The organism is Chitinophaga sp. YR627 (genome assembly GCF_900114995.1).
In the GTDB taxonomy this organism is placed as follows: Bacteria; Bacteroidota; Bacteroidia; order Chitinophagales; family Chitinophagaceae; genus Chitinophaga.
On the sequence record NZ_FOUX01000001.1, the window covers coordinates 1,825,079 to 1,841,793 of the forward strand.

14 protein-coding genes are annotated in these 16,715 nt (G+C 44.3%); 9 read left to right on the top strand and 5 right to left on the bottom strand.

Annotated features, from left to right (window positions below; genetic code table 11):
* Positions 1–127: 127 nt before the first annotated feature.
* Both BMZ72_RS06700 and BMZ72_RS06705 read left to right on the top strand, forming a co-directional pair.
* A complete protein-coding gene (locus tag BMZ72_RS06700; RefSeq protein ID WP_089806466.1) occupies positions 128–526 on the top strand; it encodes a DoxX family membrane protein in 399 nt (132 codons plus the stop codon).
* Positions 527–529: 3 nt separating this feature from the next.
* On the top strand, positions 530–1,468 hold the full coding sequence (locus tag BMZ72_RS06705; protein WP_089806468.1) for a polysaccharide deacetylase family protein: 939 nt from the start codon (positions 530–532) through the stop codon (positions 1,466–1,468).
* Positions 1,469–1,565: 97 nt separating this feature from the next.
* On the opposite strand, the gene BMZ72_RS06710 is transcribed toward BMZ72_RS06705, so the two are convergent.
* Positions 1,566–2,021: a NanQ anomerase/TabA/YiaL family protein gene (locus BMZ72_RS06710; RefSeq protein ID WP_089806470.1), complete on the bottom strand. Its 456-nt coding sequence runs from the start codon at positions 2,019–2,021 to the stop codon at positions 1,566–1,568.
* A gap of 104 nt (positions 2,022–2,125) precedes the next feature.
* Here BMZ72_RS06710 and BMZ72_RS06715 point away from each other — a divergent pair, with 104 nt between their 5' ends.
* From BMZ72_RS06715 to BMZ72_RS06730, 4 genes are all read left to right on the top strand, one after another.
* Positions 2,126–3,580, top strand: coding sequence for a sensor histidine kinase (locus BMZ72_RS06715; RefSeq protein ID WP_089806472.1), 1,455 nt, complete (start codon positions 2,126–2,128; stop codon positions 3,578–3,580).
* Positions 3,552–4,244, top strand: coding sequence for a response regulator transcription factor (locus tag BMZ72_RS06720; protein ID WP_089806473.1), 693 nt, complete (start codon positions 3,552–3,554; stop codon positions 4,242–4,244). The genes BMZ72_RS06715 and BMZ72_RS06720 overlap by 29 nt, the downstream gene beginning before the upstream one ends.
* An 89-nt stretch (positions 4,245–4,333) precedes the next feature.
* Positions 4,334–6,877: an outer membrane beta-barrel protein gene (locus BMZ72_RS06725; protein ID WP_089806475.1), complete on the top strand. Its 2,544-nt coding sequence runs from the start codon at positions 4,334–4,336 to the stop codon at positions 6,875–6,877.
* 21 nt (positions 6,878–6,898) lie between these two features.
* Positions 6,899–7,585, top strand: coding sequence for a hypothetical protein (locus tag BMZ72_RS06730; RefSeq protein ID WP_089806477.1), 687 nt, complete (start codon positions 6,899–6,901; stop codon positions 7,583–7,585).
* Positions 7,586–7,614: 29 nt separating this feature from the next.
* Here BMZ72_RS06730 and BMZ72_RS06735 read toward each other — a convergent pair whose 3' ends face one another.
* A complete protein-coding gene (locus BMZ72_RS06735; RefSeq protein ID WP_089806480.1) occupies positions 7,615–10,077 on the bottom strand; it encodes a TonB-dependent receptor in 2,463 nt (820 codons plus the stop codon).
* A 307-nt stretch (positions 10,078–10,384) separates the two neighbouring features.
* Here BMZ72_RS06735 and BMZ72_RS06740 point away from each other — a divergent pair, with 307 nt between their 5' ends.
* Positions 10,385–11,512: a sensor histidine kinase gene (locus tag BMZ72_RS06740; protein ID WP_089807284.1), complete on the top strand. Its 1,128-nt coding sequence runs from the start codon at positions 10,385–10,387 to the stop codon at positions 11,510–11,512.
* Between the two features lie 18 nt (positions 11,513–11,530).
* On the top strand, positions 11,531–12,268 hold the full coding sequence (locus BMZ72_RS06745) for a LytR/AlgR family response regulator transcription factor (RefSeq protein ID WP_177222699.1): 738 nt from the start codon (positions 11,531–11,533) through the stop codon (positions 12,266–12,268).
* 123 nt (positions 12,269–12,391) lie between these two features.
* Here BMZ72_RS06745 and BMZ72_RS06750 read toward each other — a convergent pair whose 3' ends face one another.
* Both BMZ72_RS06750 and BMZ72_RS06755 read right to left on the bottom strand, forming a co-directional pair.
* Positions 12,392–13,027 carry a class I SAM-dependent methyltransferase gene (locus BMZ72_RS06750; RefSeq protein WP_089806482.1) on the bottom strand — a complete coding sequence of 212 codons (636 nt, stop codon included), beginning with the start codon at positions 13,025–13,027 and terminating at the stop codon, positions 12,392–12,394.
* Positions 13,028–14,143: 1,116 nt separating this feature from the next.
* Positions 14,144–14,698, bottom strand: coding sequence for a hypothetical protein (locus tag BMZ72_RS06755; protein ID WP_089806484.1), 555 nt, complete (start codon positions 14,696–14,698; stop codon positions 14,144–14,146).
* A gap of 450 nt (positions 14,699–15,148) precedes the next feature.
* Between BMZ72_RS06755 and BMZ72_RS06760 the strand changes: the two genes are divergently transcribed.
* The gene (locus tag BMZ72_RS06760; RefSeq protein WP_089806486.1) at positions 15,149–15,709 is read left to right on the top strand and encodes an NADPH-dependent FMN reductase; all 561 of its coding nucleotides are present in this window, start codon (positions 15,149–15,151) and stop codon (positions 15,707–15,709) included.
* Here the strand turns inward: BMZ72_RS06760 and BMZ72_RS06765 are convergent.
* A complete protein-coding gene (locus tag BMZ72_RS06765; RefSeq protein WP_089806488.1) occupies positions 15,681–16,682 on the bottom strand; it encodes an outer membrane beta-barrel protein in 1,002 nt (333 codons plus the stop codon). The two genes, BMZ72_RS06760 and BMZ72_RS06765, sit on opposite strands and share 29 nt — an antisense overlap.
* Between the last annotated feature and the right edge of the window lie 33 nt (positions 16,683–16,715).

Here is a 16,715-nt window from a genome sequence, read left to right on the forward strand (position 1 = left end):
CTTAATATCTAAACCTTTATTTTTTCAGGTATCTTAAAAATATACAGAAATATCCGTCAATCGTACAAGGAACACATTGATCCGCTATCCGAACTTTGTCTCATCAAACAGATAAAAACAGCTCATCATGATCAACAACACAACCTCCTTTCTGCTGGTACGCCTCGCCATTGGCGCCAGCATGTTTGGACACGGACTCGTAAGATTACCAAAACTGGATAAATTCAGTGCATGGATGGTCGGTAGTTTCAAAGACTCCATGCTGCCTTCCGCACTCGTTACTCCCTTCAGCTATACGCTGCCTGTAGCAGAATTCCTGATCGGCCTCCTGCTGATCATCGGATTATTCACCAGACAAACGCTGGTGGCAGGAGGTATTGTAATGATACTACTCATATTAGGTGCTACGCTGATAGAAAACTGGGAAGCCCTGGTATCACAGCTGCTGCACGCAGCCATTTTCGCCCTGCTGCTGAGCAGTATTTCCTATAACAGTTATGCAGTCGATAATCTCCTCAAAAAATAGTATATGGCTACAAGAAAAGAATTTTTGAAAACAGCCGGCCTCTTAGGCATGGCTGGTATGGTAGGCCCTGCTGCACTGATGGCAGCTCCTGCCCAACAGAAAAAACCAGCATCTTCCTGGATCGATGGTTCCCGCCTTGTTGTAAGTGTCTCCATGCAGTTTGAAGCAGGCGGTCAACCGGTAAATGCCGAAAGTCCGTTTCCGCAGAATATGGTCAAAGGATATAAAGACCTCCCCTCTGAAACGTGGTACCAATACGGTTACAAGGAAGGCATTCCCCGTATGCTCGACACCTGGGATAAACTGGGTATCAAAGTCACTTCTCACATGGTAGGATCCGCCGTATTAAAGAATCCCGCCCTGGCGAAAGAAATAGTACAACGCGGACATGAAGCTGCTGCACATGGCAGAGACTGGGCTACCGAGTATACCATGCCCTATGAGGAAGAAAAGAAATTCATACAGGATGGCGTTGAAGCCGTAAAACAGGTAACAGGGATGACACCCAAAGGCTACAATGCCAACTGGTTACGCAGAGGGGAGAATACCCTGAATATCTTACAGGAGCTGGGCTTTACCTATCATATTGACGACCTTAGCAGGGATGAACCTTTCATCATCCAGGTGAATAACAAAGACTTTGTCGTAGTACCTTATACCTTACGTAACAACGATATTGTACTGGTCTCCGGTCAATGGTACTCTACCGATCAATTCCTGCAGCAGGTAAAAATGGAGTTCGATCAGTTATATGAGGAATCCGCTAATCGCAGAAGGATGATGTCCGTTAGCTTTCATGACCGCATCGGTGGTACGCCACAGATGGTACGGGCGGCAACTGAATTGTTTACCTATATGCAGCAGCATAAGGGGGTGACATTCAGAAGGAAAGATGAAATTGCCAGGATGGCGTTGAGTGATAAGACCACCATCAGGGAATAGATATAAAAAATAAGAATTAACAATTATGAATTAAGAATTTGAATGCAGCGGAGATCCTCGCAGTAATTTTTAATTTTTAATTGTTAATTCCTAATTCTTAATTGTTACTCACCTTCATCACCACCTTCTTTACCTTCACCGGTTCATTCACCTTAATATTCGGCATGTGAAGGTCTGTAGGGAAGAAGATCGCGAACATACCCTGCTGTAATCTGGAGAAAAACACCGGCGCTTCGCCAAACAGCATAAAATCCTCCTCTTCACTGTAAACTTTGGAAGGCGTCTGTTCCTGCAGGAAATCATGTCCGATCAGTTCTTCTCCGCTAACGATATACTGTATGTCTGTATACTTTTTGTGAGATTCCATCTGTTCGCCGGTCGTAGGAATTGTATCATACTCATTTACAATGGCAATAATATTACTACCGTCGATTTCATAACGTCCCTTCTCCACTTTGGAAAAATCAGTTTCCTGTAGATATTGAAAGGCTTTTACAAACCTGGCTCCCAGACCATGGTAAAGTCCGGCATTCTGTAAAGTATCGATAATCATGTCTGTCTATTATGCCGGGCAAGATACGACCTAATGGGAAGAAACGTTAATGATTGTTAAAGAATCCGCCTGCAGACGTATTAGAAAGTTAAATTTGCCGGAATATGGGCAAGGTTAGCAGAAAGATATGGTGGATCGCTACGCCGGCATTACTGGCCGCATTACTGTTCCAGTTATACTGGTTACGGCAAACGTACCGGTCGCAGCAGGAAGCATTCGTAGCTACTGCAACGGAGGCATTCCACAGTGCCTATGACCATTCCATCATTATCACAGCCCGTCTTAAAGCAGGTGTAGAACCAAAGGAGAAAAGACGGTATTCCATACAAACCACCATTGACCTCGACGAAAGTGGCAATACGCAGTCAGAAGGGGTGCCCAGGGCCAAACGGGTTATCCGTTATGATACGAGTCCCGGGGGGCTTTCTCCCATTGGACCGAAAGACATTCATATCGATAGCACAATGGCCAATCAGCAGATGCGCCTTGATGAAACACCACCTTCACTGGCTCATTTTGTGTCCACTATCTTTTCCTCTTTCACGGACGTCGTACCGGATAAAGACACCCTGCGTAAATATTACAGGTCTGAGCTTAATCAGCAAAAAATACCCCTGGCTTTCAACATACAGACGAACAGTAACGAAATAGATACTGTCAATAAACGTCCCTCTCTGATCATCCGTCCTGGCCTCAATAAACCCGACCAGCTTATAGGTGTCTCGTTTGAAGGACTACCCGGATACCTGTTAAAGAAGATGAGCAGCGCCATTATCCTGTCTGTATTTATTGCCTTTCTGATCACTGGTTGTATCTGGACGCTATGGCGTATTATTCTCCGGCAGGAAAAACTGGAACGGATGAAGCGGGAGTTTATCAGCCATGTAACGCACGAACTGAAGACACCGGTCTCTATTCTGCAGGCTACCAACGAGGCATTGTTAAGCTTTCAGGGCATGCATGACGCCGAGAAAACAGCCCGTTACCTGCGTCATTCAAGGGCTGAATTAAACAGGTTGCAGGACCTGATTGACAAGATCATGCAGGTGAGCAGGGAAGAACAGGAACAACAGCCCCTGCATATCACGGAAACAGATATCGGAACGTTGATAGACGAGAGTATCAATCGCTTCGGTCACCTTCCACAGGTAAGCATAAAGCAGCACGTAGAGATTACACATCCCCGTCTCTTCACGGATGCTGCCGCCTTTACGACCATTCTCACCAACCTGATAGACAATGCAGTCAAATACAATGACAAATCTGTCCGGGAAGTGCTGATCGCTGCAAAAGAGCATCCTGGACATTATACCTTCAGTATAAAAGACAATGGAAACGGTATTGAAAAGCAGCATTTTCCGTTTCTATATGATAAATTTTACCGTGTCGTACAGGGCGATACACATGACACCAAAGGCTATGGTCTTGGGCTCAGTCATGTAAAAGCACTCCTGCAACAACTCAACGGTAGTATCACCGTTACCAGTACACCTGGTAATGGCAGTACCTTTACTTTCCAATTGCCGAAATATGAAAAAGATCAAACTACTGCTGGTTGAAGATGAAATTGTGCTGGCTGGCGTAGTCAAAGAAACCCTTGAAGCAAACGGATTTCAGATCAGTCACGCCGAAAACGGTCAGCAGGGATGGGAACAATACCTGTCCTTCCGTCCCGAACTTTGTGTTGTAGATATCATGATGCCCCGGAAAGACGGCTTATCGCTGGTAAAGGATATCCGCAGCGTGGATGAGCAGACACCTATCATCTTCCTGACCGCCAAAAGCGAAACCCAGGATGTTATTAAAGGTTTACAGACCGGTGCGGATGATTATATTAAAAAACCGTTTAGTATTGAAGAACTGATCCTGCGGATTAAAACCCTGCTGAAACGCACCCAGCCACTGCAGACGGCCTCCAACGGCAACAATGGCATCTACTTCATGGGAACGTACATTTTCGATTATAACCGCCAGGAATTACGGCATGAAAAGGAGCAGATCCGCTTATCCCTGCGGGAGGCAGATATACTGAAAATGCTGGCTGAAAAGCCAAATATCACCACACATCGTAAAAACATCCTGCTGGATCTATGGGGCGATGATAATTTCTTCAATGCCCGTAACATGGACGTCTATATCAGCAAGATCAGGAAATACCTGCAACACGATCCTGCTGTACAACTGATCAATGTCAGGGGACTGGGATATAAACTCGTCTTTTAGTATTAACAATCATTAACTATATAACAAGGTTCGTTAACCCAGTCGCCTGCTGCGCAGTCCTAGTTTTGTATGGTCACTAACAAGATACCATGCGAAACTTTACCGCCATTCTGAGTCCTTTTCTTGCTTTGTCTGCGCAGTTAACTGCACAGACAAAGCCTGTACCTCCAGCCGATACGAGTATCAGATCCAAAACCTTAAAAGAAGTAGTGGTAGAGAGCCGTCCGCCAGTAAGGATGAAAGGAGATACTGTAGAGTATAATGCCGCGCATTTCAAAACAAAAGAGAATGCGGTCGTCGAAGATCTCCTGAAAAAGCTCCCTGGCATGAAAGTAGATCAGGGTGGTAACATCACTGCGCAAGGGGAAACTGTAGGAAAGATACTGGTAGATGGGAAAGAATTCTTTGGGAATGATCCTGCTATTGCGACCAAAAACCTGCCAGCCGATATGGTAGATAAGATACAGGTATTGGATAAAATGAGTGACCAGGAAGAATTTACCGGTATAGATGATGGCAACAAAACAAAAACGATCAATATCGTCACAAAGAAGGATCGTAAGAAAGGGTACTTCGGTAACCTCTCAGCGGGCATTGGTCCTGACGGAAAATATGAGGGTGGTGTGAATGTAAACAGCTTTTCCGGTGAACAGCAGTTCTCTGTATTATTCAAAGCCAATAACGTCAACAAATCAGGTTTCTCGGCATCAGAGCTTGTCAGGATGCTGGGCGCCAATCCGGAGCTATTTAACAGTCTGCCGCCTTCTGCTATCGCCGAACTGAGTAAAATGAAAGGCATCCATATCTCCAGTGATGATCCTGCTGAAAAGGTACAACTGGCAAGACCTACCGGATTGAATAACACCCAATATGGTGGCGTCAATTACAATAATGACTGGTCCGACAAACTAAAACTGCGCAGCAGCTACTTCTATAATCGTTTTACATCTGCGAATAACTACACCTATGACAGGCATTATCAGTTACCCGATACTGCTTATAATTATCTGCAACAGGGACGATCATTACAGGAAAATAACAACCACCGGGTAAATGGTTCATTTGATGTAAAACTGGATAAATACAACTCCATCAAGATCTCTCCTGTATTCAACAGCAATACCGCTGATCTTGGAAGTAGCCGTAGTTACCGGTCCACCAGCGCTGATGGCAAAGAACTATTGAATGAAGGTACCCAGCAACTCAATACCCATACCACCAATAACAGCATTTCAGGAGATATCCTTTATCGTCATCGTTTTCAGAAACCTGGACGTACCCTGTCACTGACGGTGACACCACAATACCTCAAACTGAATAACAACAGCCTAAATATATCGCATAACCATTACCTCAATCTACATCAGGAAGACAGTATCAATCAGCAGATTACAGGCCATTCAGACAGCTATTCGCTGAATAACAATCTTGTCTACACGGAACAGCTTTCCCGACATACAGCGCTTCGACTTACAGAACAATTCAACATAACGAAAGGTGACTATGAACAGATAGCACTTAATTATAACCATGCAGATGGCGATTATAATGTGGCTGATTCCCGCTATAGCGATATCTACGACAATACGATCACAAGAAATGTCGCAGATGTATCTATCGCAGGGAATTATAAGAATCTGACCTATACCGCCGGACTTAGTCTGGAGAACAGCATACAGCAGGCGCACTCAGATTACAGAAACTATCAGTTGAAAGATCATTATAACACGCTCTTGCCTCACCTGTATGCCCGCTACCGCTTTTCCCGTTCCAAACAGCTGATGCTGCGCTACAGTAGTCAGGCTTCGTTGCCAGGTATCAATCAATTACGTCCGATTGAAGACATCAGTGATCCGTTATATATCAGGAAAGGCAATACGGATCTGCAGCAGGCAGTGAACCATACACTGACAATTGGCTTCCTCACCAACAATATGTACCGTCGTACATTCAGTAATGTGCAGCTTCGTTTATCAGCTATCAGACAACAGTTTACCGATGCCTATACCATTGATAGTACAGGCAGACAGCTCATTGCTCCGATAAATGCAAATGGCTATTACAATGGTAGTCTGCATGGGGAACATTCCTTCCCGGTGATCGGCAACGGGTCCTCTCTGACACTGGGCACAGAAGTGGGCTACAATCAGTATCCCAGCTACTTTAACGCGATATCGGATATGATCCGTCAGTGGACAATAACTCCCGATTTTGACTTCAGTTATTATCCAATTAACGCCCTGGTTATCAATTTAAAAGGAAATGCCACCTGGAATAACAGGAGCAGTGAAGTAAATAAAACCGCCGGACAGCAATACTGGTTCTTCAACTATAGCCTCGACTTCCTGGCTTCTCTGCCATGGAAAATGAATGCGGAAGCAGGACTGGACTGTTACACCACTACCGGATTGAACCAGTCCTTTAACAATACGGTTTCCCTGCTCAATCTCGCATTGACCAAAGACATTGGTAAAACATATGCGCTCCGTCTGGAGGCCAGAGATCTGCTGAATCAGAATAACAGTTATAGCAGGATTACCCGAAACGGTTATATCGAAGACAGACAGAACATCGTCCTGGGCAGGTATTATATGCTCAGTCTGATCTGCAAGATCAAAAAATTCAAAAAATAGTCATTACTAAACAACACACATATGTACAACATCATTCGCATGCTGGTACTGGCAACGGGCATCAGCGGTATGGGCAACTCAGCTTACGCACAAGACAAAACGCAGGGGCAGATACACTACGAACTGACCTTTAATCTGCATGCCTCTATGAAACCGGATCAGCTGCAATATAAAGACCTGGTTCCGGAGACGCTGGTAGACAAAGCAGAACTGATCTACAATGGGCAACACCTAAAATCGTTCTTCCCTGACGAAATAAACAAGGAAGAAGATGGTCATAAAACCAGTATCCGCGTGGATACCGAGGAAGGCAGTGAGCGTTATGCCGATATCGAAGCTAAAAAGATATGGTGGGTGGATCGGAAGAAGAATCCACCTGTACTGGTAGAAAAAGAGATGGCAGCTAATGAGGAAGAGAAAGCGCAGGAAACAACAGAAACCCGCAAGATCCTCGATTATAACTGTAAAAAGTTATTACTAAAAACAAAGAAAAATGGAACAGTGACCATCTGGTATACGACTGAATTACCGCTGAAGGCGGGTAGTCCGTTTGGCAGTATTACTGACAAAGGAGTCGTACTTGCCATGGAAAGCAAACGGGCCAGTTTTAAGGCCATTGGGATTGATTTTACTACTGTGGATGAAAAAGAGGTGATGCCCCCTGCTGACATGAAAATAGTGAAAACGCAGGACCAGTCTGCAAAGTAGCAAACAGGAAGAGACAGGAGGGAAGGGGTTTAATCCTTCCTGATCCTGTCTCTTTCGTCTTTTGATCCTTCCTTTTGTCTGGTTGGACGAACGCTTCCCATACCAAATGATCTGGAATAGGACAGCTTGAAAACAGGCGATCTGCTGGATTCCGTATTGATCTTTACATGGTTTTTAATGTAGAAAGCTTCGTCTGTCAGGGTGCCATAATAGACATTGATCTTCATGGTGCTGAGGAGATCGGCCACCGATAATTGCAGTGTTCCGCCATTGTTTTTCAGCCCTTTTTTAAGACCTGCGCTGAGTGTGCCCATTGGTCCGACTTTGATCGTCCCGTTATAGGAATTCCCGTTATACCATCCTGTCAGTTCGAGGCCAAAGTTTTTGGGTAATCTGAATGATTCTGTAAAATTCCCGGAGTAGCCAAAGTAACTCTTTGTAACAGGTACCAGGGGATAATCCGCTCTGAACTGGCGATATCCGCCTGTAAAATTGTAACTCATATCCCACCAGTCGCTTACCTTCCATGGCAGGGTAGCCTGCAGGGTGATATTGTTCTGATAAGCCAGGTTCTGCGGAGAAACATACAACAGATTGGCGGCGGGACTTTGTGTGAGCTGATACCGCGCAATGGGGTTATCATCACGGCTGAATAACAGGGAGAAACTATATGCTTTATAATTATACCCCAACTTGATGTTGTGTGTAATAGTAGGTTGAAGGAACTGATTACCGGTATACACCGCTGTGGGATCACTATAGCCTACAAAGGCAGCCAGGTCGTTGTAAGAAGGCCTGCTGATCCTCTTGGTATAAGACAGCTGCATTTCTGTATGGTCATTCAGCTTCTTGGAAAACGCCACATTGGGGAACAGGGTGGATAATGTACGATCAACCGTTCTTTCTCCTGTGCGCTCATTGGTCATGATAGTTCTTGCATATTCATAGCGGGTACCTGTGGTGAGGCTGAGTGATGGAGACAACTGGATATTCGCAGAGATATACGCCGCACCGATACCTTCCCGCATCCTCATATCGTTGATGGTTTCTGTTCTGCCGATCCACTTTCCATCTATCAGACTTTCAATACGGGAGGTACTGTTACTGACGGTATAGGTTCCTTTCAGTCCTGCTTCCAGTTTTATCCTGCTGTTTAATTGTCTGCTATAATCTGTTTTCAGCACACCTACCCGGATAACGGTATTGGCCATGCCCCGCTGACTGGGCGCAAACAGGCTATCATTGCTGGTTACCTGCTTTCCGTGACTGGTGACGAAACTGCTTTGTACCTGTGAGGGATTATCATTCTTAAAATAGAGATAATCTGCACTGATATTCAGACGGTCGTCGTGCTTCAGCGTTCGTTCAAAATATACGGAAGATACCAGGTTACGCCATTGTGTATGCCTGATGATCTGCCCATTGTAAGTCAGCACAGAATCCGGGTATAACAGATAGCGGCCATAGTTATTGTCTGTTACATCCGCACTGCTGCCGTTATAGGATACGCTGGCGCCCAGGATTGTTCTTTCATTGGCTTTCAGGTCTATACCCAGGGTTGCATCGTGATTATGTTGAAGCAGGCGGGTAGTATCATATCCGAGTACCTCCATTCTGCCACCAAAGACAGGCATATCCTGGTAACTAAGAATGTAGATATCGCTGTAGGTCCGGTTACGCGAATAGGTATAAGAGCCGTAACTACTGATCTTTCCTGCGTTATGTGACAGATGAATACCCGCAGTTGCCTTCTCCCGGTAACCATATCCACCCGTCACTGATAAGGTGCCATTGGTACCCTGCTGCTTATCTTTTTTTAACACGATATTGATAAGACCTGCGCTACCCTCTGCGTCGTATTTAGCGGAAGGAGATGTCAGGAGCTCGATCTTCTCGATATCATCGGCACTCATACCATTCAGCAAATTCACGAGTTGTTCCATGGGAATACGTAAGAGTTTTCCATTCAGCATAACCATCACCCCGTTTTTACCATTCAGCGCGATACTATTGTTACGGTAGTCTATCATAACACCAGGGGATCTTTCGAGGATAGATAAGGCGGAACTGCCTTTTGTCAGCAGACTGCTTTGCACATTGACCACCATACCTTCCAGTTGCGGCTGAAAGAGCGGCTTTTCAGCCTGAATGACGACTTCGCCCAGTTGCTGTGATAATTCGCTGATAGTGATTGGTCCGAATGACTGGCTTCTCCTGGCAGCGGTAATATCAAACAGGGGAGAGTTCCATGTCTGAAAACCCATACCGGTAAAGCGAAGCAGGTATTTACCTGCCGGAGGAGAGGTGATGCTGTAGCTACCTTTTTCATCTGTCAGCGCGGCTTTTATGAGGGTTGTATCGGTCCCGTTCAGCAGCAGAACATTGGCAAATGGAATGGGTTGTCCACCGTTGTTTACAAAGCTGCCTGTGATCTGTGCGATGGCAGATTGTCCGAGAATGCAGCTTAAAAGGCACATGCAAAGTTGTTTCATATCTCATTGGTTTTAAGGAAAACATTCGCACTGTTCCGATCTTTCTTTGCAAAGAAACAGGCTGTGGAGAGGCTGAAAAAACCTGAATGACCACCTGTGCCAACCGATTGATGAAGTGGCCTAAAAAGCGCCATACGTGGCAAAAAAGGGCAAATTTGGTGGGAGAGGGGTCTCTCCTGCCCGGGAGGCTGCATTTGGTCAATTATTTCATACCATTCAGGTATTGGAGCTTCATAATGACTCAAAACTGGCGTAACTTTCTAAAAAGGCCATTTTTCAATAATCAGTGCTGATCAATACAGGTGAGATGAACGCTTTTGTAAATAATCCTTCCAGGCTGAACTGGCTCTACCGGTACAAACTTTACCACATTCCATTCTGGGCTGCCTATCACTTTATGTGGTGGACAGTCGCCATCGGGAATCCGTTTAAGGCGGCAGATGCCATCTTCCTGACGCCCTACGTGATGAAATTCCTGTTTTACGTCGTTTTTCAGGCCCTGGCAGCGTATTTTAATCTCTATTACCTGATCCCGAAATATCTCGAAAAAGGCCGCTTTACACGCTATATAAGCTATCTTTTACTGACGATCGTCATGGCTTCGCTGCTGATCGTTCCCGGATATTATCTCAGTGCATTTTTGTCGGGGAAAACGATGCAGGAAGCCTACGGCAATAACGGCGATTGTTTTTATCAGTTCCTGGGTAATTCGATCCCATCCACACTGGCAGCCATGACACTTGCCATGAGTATCAAACTGGGTAAAAACTGGTTGCAGACGCAGCGAAAACAGCAGCTGCTGGAAAAGGAAAAACTGGAGACAGAGCTGAATTTCCTGAAGCACCAGTTCAACCCTCATTTTCTGTTTAATACCATCAATTCCATTTTTTTCCTGATACATAAGAACCCGGATATGGCTTCGGCATCCCTGGCGAAGTTCTCCGAACTGTTACGCTATCAGTTGTATGAGTGCAATGACAAGCAGATCCTGCTGGCCAGGGAAATTTCCTATATGGAAAACTCTATCGAACTGGAGCGCCTGCGGCAGAATGACAATATGGAACTCGACGTGAAGATTGAACAGGAAGACGCCGGACAATGGGGTATTGCGCCGTTTATTCTGATGACCTTTGTGGAGAACGCTTTTAAACATGTATCCCGGCATATGGACAGACCGAACTGGATCAGCATTGAGCTGGAACAACATGGAGATACGCTGACGTTCCAGGTATCCAACAGCACCTCTGACGTAGCCTCCAGAGATGTGGTGCAATTTGGCGGTATCGGACTCAAAAACGTACAGCGCCGACTGGACCTGATCTATACAGGGCAGTACCAGCTGGATATTCAGCAGGATGCGCACCGTTTTGACGTACATCTTCAACTGCGGCTTTCTCCACTGGAAATGCCTCAGCCTTTACAGAAAATAGCCTGATAATAAACAGCCGATACAATGATGAACTGTGTAATTATAGATGACGAGCCGCTGGCCAGGGAAGGACTTTCGAGTTATGTCCGGGAGGTTGATTTCCTGCAACTGGTCGCTACCTGTACCAACCCTGTTGAACTGATCAAATTACTGGATGAACATCCGGTAGATCTTATTTTCCTCGATATCCAGATGCCCAAAATGAATGGTATCGACTTTCTCAAAATCGTACAGAAACCGCCGATGGTCATCATTACCACGGCATTCCCCAGTTATGCGCTGGAGGGTTTTCAGTTGAACGTGATGGATTATCTACTGAAACCCATTACGTTTGATCGCTTTTTTAAAGCTGCGAATAAGGCCAAAGATTATTATCAGTTATTACATAAACCAGCCGGGGAAACGGCGAAAACAGAAAAAACGGAGGACTACTTTTTTATTAAATGCGGCAGCAAATACGAAAAGATCTTCTTTGATGATATTCTCTATGTGCAGGGGATGCAGAACTATGTCACAATATATACGCGTAAGGGTAAATACATGACACTATTGTATCTGAAGAATCTGGAAGAGAACCTGGACCGGAAGGCGTTTATCAGGGTGCATAAGTCCTATATCGTTGCTGTCAGTAAGATTGAGGGAATTGAAGGGAACGAGATCTTTATTCAGTCGAATAAGATTCCTATCAGCAGGAATTATCATGATATGGTGATTGAGCAGGTGGTGAAGAATAAGTTGTGGGATAAGATCAGGTTCTCCTGATTAAAATTTATCCCGGATGCTAATCAGCTCCGGGATTTTTTCATATGTTGAAATGGGATTGCTTAGCGTTTTGGAGACTGAACAACTAAATGTAAAAATGAACAAAATGGTTAAAGAATCATATTATACAATCTTCTGCTCGTTCTTTCTGCATTTGATCAAAAAGAACGGATAGTTTTCAGTGATCTCTGTTACTTCAAATAACCCGGCATTGCCAAATTCCTCCTGGATCGACTCCCTGTCATAAAAGAACATCCTGACACCACCGAACATTTCATAACGATCTTTACTGATAAACGTTCCCTGTCCGTAGGTATGGGCTTCTTTTGTAATAGCAGTGAAGATCATGTAACCATCCTCCGTCAGTTGATTATAGCAATCCCGGATCAGTTTTGCACGCTCATTGCTATCCAGCAAATGGATAAGAGCGTAGCAAAATATACCGTCGTACAAGCCCTTATCAAAAGGCATCTCTGTTACAGAGCCGTGATAGATGGTCATCTCCGGACCATAATGTTTTCTTGCCAAATCAATGGCTGTCTTTGATATTTCGATTCCTGTAACACCGATCCCGTTTTCCCTGAATATTTGGGCATTTCGTCCATAGCCAATACCAGGGATGAGTATATTTTTCACCGAATGTCCGAGAAAGAAGTCCTTAGTTAATACCGCTGATTTTGAAGGTTCAAAGCCCCACATTTCCTGTTTCTCAGTGAAGCTTTTCTCCCAAAATTCAGGTTTTTCTGTTTCGTTTGCCATATATCCTTGTCTTTTGAAGGCGTAATTTACATTTTTGCAACAATATGTCAAAAATTGAAAAAGGGGGCATGGGAGCGAGGCTAACCAGCCATGGATTTAGACGGTCTTTATAAGTAGCAGGCTACAATTACAAACTATTGCAAGGAAAGTGATTAGATTAAAATAAGGATTGTGGATAGCATAAATACTGTGTTTATGTGATGGTTTGACGTCCTTTTAATAATGCTTATCCTACGTTAATCTTACGTTCATGAACGTAGGATTAACGTAGGATAAGCATTATTAAAACGGCATCTGTATGATCCTGAAATAGGTTTACACAGATGAGGTAACTACAAGGCCAGGATATACTACAAAACACTCATTAGTAGAAATTCATGAGACACTCGTCCCGGATGATCCTTCAGGACACGTCCAGGCATTAGAGAGGTTATAAAGCAATAGTGGAGATGCCTCGGATATCACCCATAGGATTAACAATGATGCAGGATTTAATACATGATAGGCCACAAAGAAGAGAATATAATAAGAAGAGAAAATCACACAGTGGGGAATAACTCTCTAAAGTCTATTTAACATAATATAAATTATAGGTATCTCATAGAAATAGATTAGCAAGAACTTATAAGGATGTAAATTAACCCATGAATCAGTATCTGAAAGTCAGCCATAAATTCACTTCATTGTCTTCATGCCTGTGCCTAACTACTAGTGACACCAGTGCAATGATTGAAACAATCAACATTTAAAAATGCATTCCTTTAGCATCTGTTGCAGCGTTCATATGATCGGATGACCGGGATGTATAAAGATGCTAATCAAATTAACAGGCCTGCGTTTACGCGCACCCAATAACGCGTATAACCCAAACGCCGGGACATCCACACGCACGTCTCATATTATCCGTAAGTTACTGCTAAACCCTGAAATGACCTGTCAGTCATTTTGTTCATTCTGTTTACTATTGTTCAGCCAAAATACGCCACACAATTAATAAATTGAACTATACAAAAATCCCGGAGCTGATCGGCTTCCGGGATTAATTTTTTTATCGTGAGTCATTCCTGGACCTCAAATATGCCCCTGAAATGTCTCTATAAATTCATCTGATGTTCCTCAATCAGCATCTTTATACATCTCGGCCATCCGATCATATGAACGCTGCAATGTTTCCTCTGCAGCAGCCAGCACTTTCTTATCGAGCCCGGATGCATTCCGCGTCGTTTTAAACGTCGCCTGCTGATCTTTAAACTCCATATGTGCCATCACACTCTTATCACCCCAGAAATAATCATAGATAATGACAACTCCTTCATCTCCGGATTCCAGAAATGGCGCCATGTTTTTCAACCATGCCAGTACGGGCATAATTTCATAATAATTCTCACTGAGGAACAGGACGTCAAAAGTCCAGGTACCTGCAGCTTCATCCCAGGTTTCTACACCAGCTGTCTGCAGATTATCTTTGTACTCCTCTAGTATCGCTCCATTGGTAGCATTATTAAAAAATGGAATCTCATCCAGTGCCGATTTGGAATACATTTCGCGGCTATCCCACCAGTTGGTCCAATCCTGATCTACTACAGGCTTTACCGGAATTGCCTGGAAAAAACGTTCCAGATTTTCTTTCTTAGTTTTGATGCTCACATACAGTGAACGCAGTTCTGACATGGAAACTTTGTATTTAAGAGGTTTTGTAATAAAGGAGGCATTTTCTCCCGATTGAATTGGAGGTTAACTATGGGTATCACGTCGCTAACATCTGAACTGAGGTTTTTCATGAAGATTCAGTTCCATGAACGATATAGTGCAATATTCCACTTACTTATATGTTTATACGCAGTTTGAATTGGTATTGCATTTTCTCTAAACACTCATAGGATAAACCGGGGCTAAATATATAAAAAAGCTTCAATTTTGAAGCATCATCTACATAAACAATAGTAATATTTTCTCAATAAATGTTACTAAACTTGCCGGATATTGCCACCCGATTTGAGGGGCTGACATACGCAGAGATGGACATATTCAGCGATAACTTTCAATGGCAGGACTTCTGACGGATCGCTTCAGGCGACTACATCAGCTTTATATCAGATACAAAGGATTAAACGGAAACATATGGCATTCAAGATTCTGGGCATCTCCGGCAGTCTCCGGAGCGCTTCTTCAAATACGTCTTTATTAAGAGCCTGTGCAGCAATGGCGCCTGCAGATATAGAATTTTCTATTTATGATGGACTTGATAAATTGCCTTATTTCAGTCCGGAACTGGATACCGAACAATCCACAGCACCGTTGACAGTAGCCGATCTCAGACAACATGTACAAGCGGCTGACGCGGTTGTATTCAGTACACCCGAATACGCTTTTGGCATACCGGGCGTACTGAAAAACGCACTGGACTGGCTGGTATCTTCGGGCGATTTTACACATAAGCCGACTGCTGTGATCAGCGCATCTCCGCTTGCTACGGGAGGCGAAAAAGCGCATGCTTCACTGGTGCAGACTTTAACTGTGATGACAGCTGATATCCGTGAAGAATATAAGCTGATTATCCCTTTGATACGTACAAAAATGAACACCGAAGGCGCACTAACAGATGCAATGCTGGAAAAGACTTTAGTGACGCTGATGACGGATCTCGCAGCAGCTAAAAACGCCAGCGAAGACCAACATTAGCACCTAAACCGCCAATATTAATATAAGATTTCAGGTCATTCGCAGGCTTGTTGTCATCCCGGTAACTAACTTCAGCGCCTTGCTGACCTACAGGTGTATTGGAGCTCTGGTCAAGGGTTGTCACATATTTCGTATGACGTTCCGCTGTTGACAGATCATCTAAACCACGATGCTGTGTACTGATGACAGCTCCGGTCGCCGGATTTCTCAGTGCGACAGTTTCATCATAGCTGGTCACTTCTTTTTCTTTACTGCGTACTGGAATATTGCGGTATTCAGCTTCTACGATGATATCCAGTTTTTTCGCAATCGGAAAAGCAACGCCCACAGCCCCCTGGAAGCCCAGTGTAATGTTTGGTTTTACTGTTTCATTACGATGAACAGTCAGCTGTGTCAATACGGTCTGACCGCCAACTGTAGCGGTTCCGCTGCGGCTTGCATCTGTTTCAATTTTCAGATTACCCCACAGTGGTACGACCATACCAAAGCGAACATACGGATTGACTTTTTTGAATCCCGGACTGATCACCACGCCAGGTGCAAAATCGATCGCATCTACAAAACCATGCGATTCAACCTTACCAACGGTCTGACTGGTATTGATCACCGTAGTTTCTTCGCGTGTCATCAGGTTTTTCTTACTACGGTAATAGTTAAACGAGGCTTCCACAGCGATGTACTGGTTCAGGTTCCAGCCGAAGGAGAGTCCTCCCCTCCCACCAGCTCCGTACGATCCCGTCAATACTTTTTCTGATACAGTTGTAGAGGCGCCGGTTGCAGGATTGTATACCAGGTGTTCATCATGTGGCTCGTAGCTGCCAACCTTGGGGAACTGACCCGGGAATACGCTGAAATAATAGCTGCCGGTGACTTTTACATAAAACTTAGACGTAGATTTAACATCCTGTGCCATGATTTTTTGGGTGGACACAATTGCGCAGAGTGCGCAGAATAGGGCTGCACTTTTTTTCATAAAGGAATTTTTGGATCAACTATAGTTACAAAT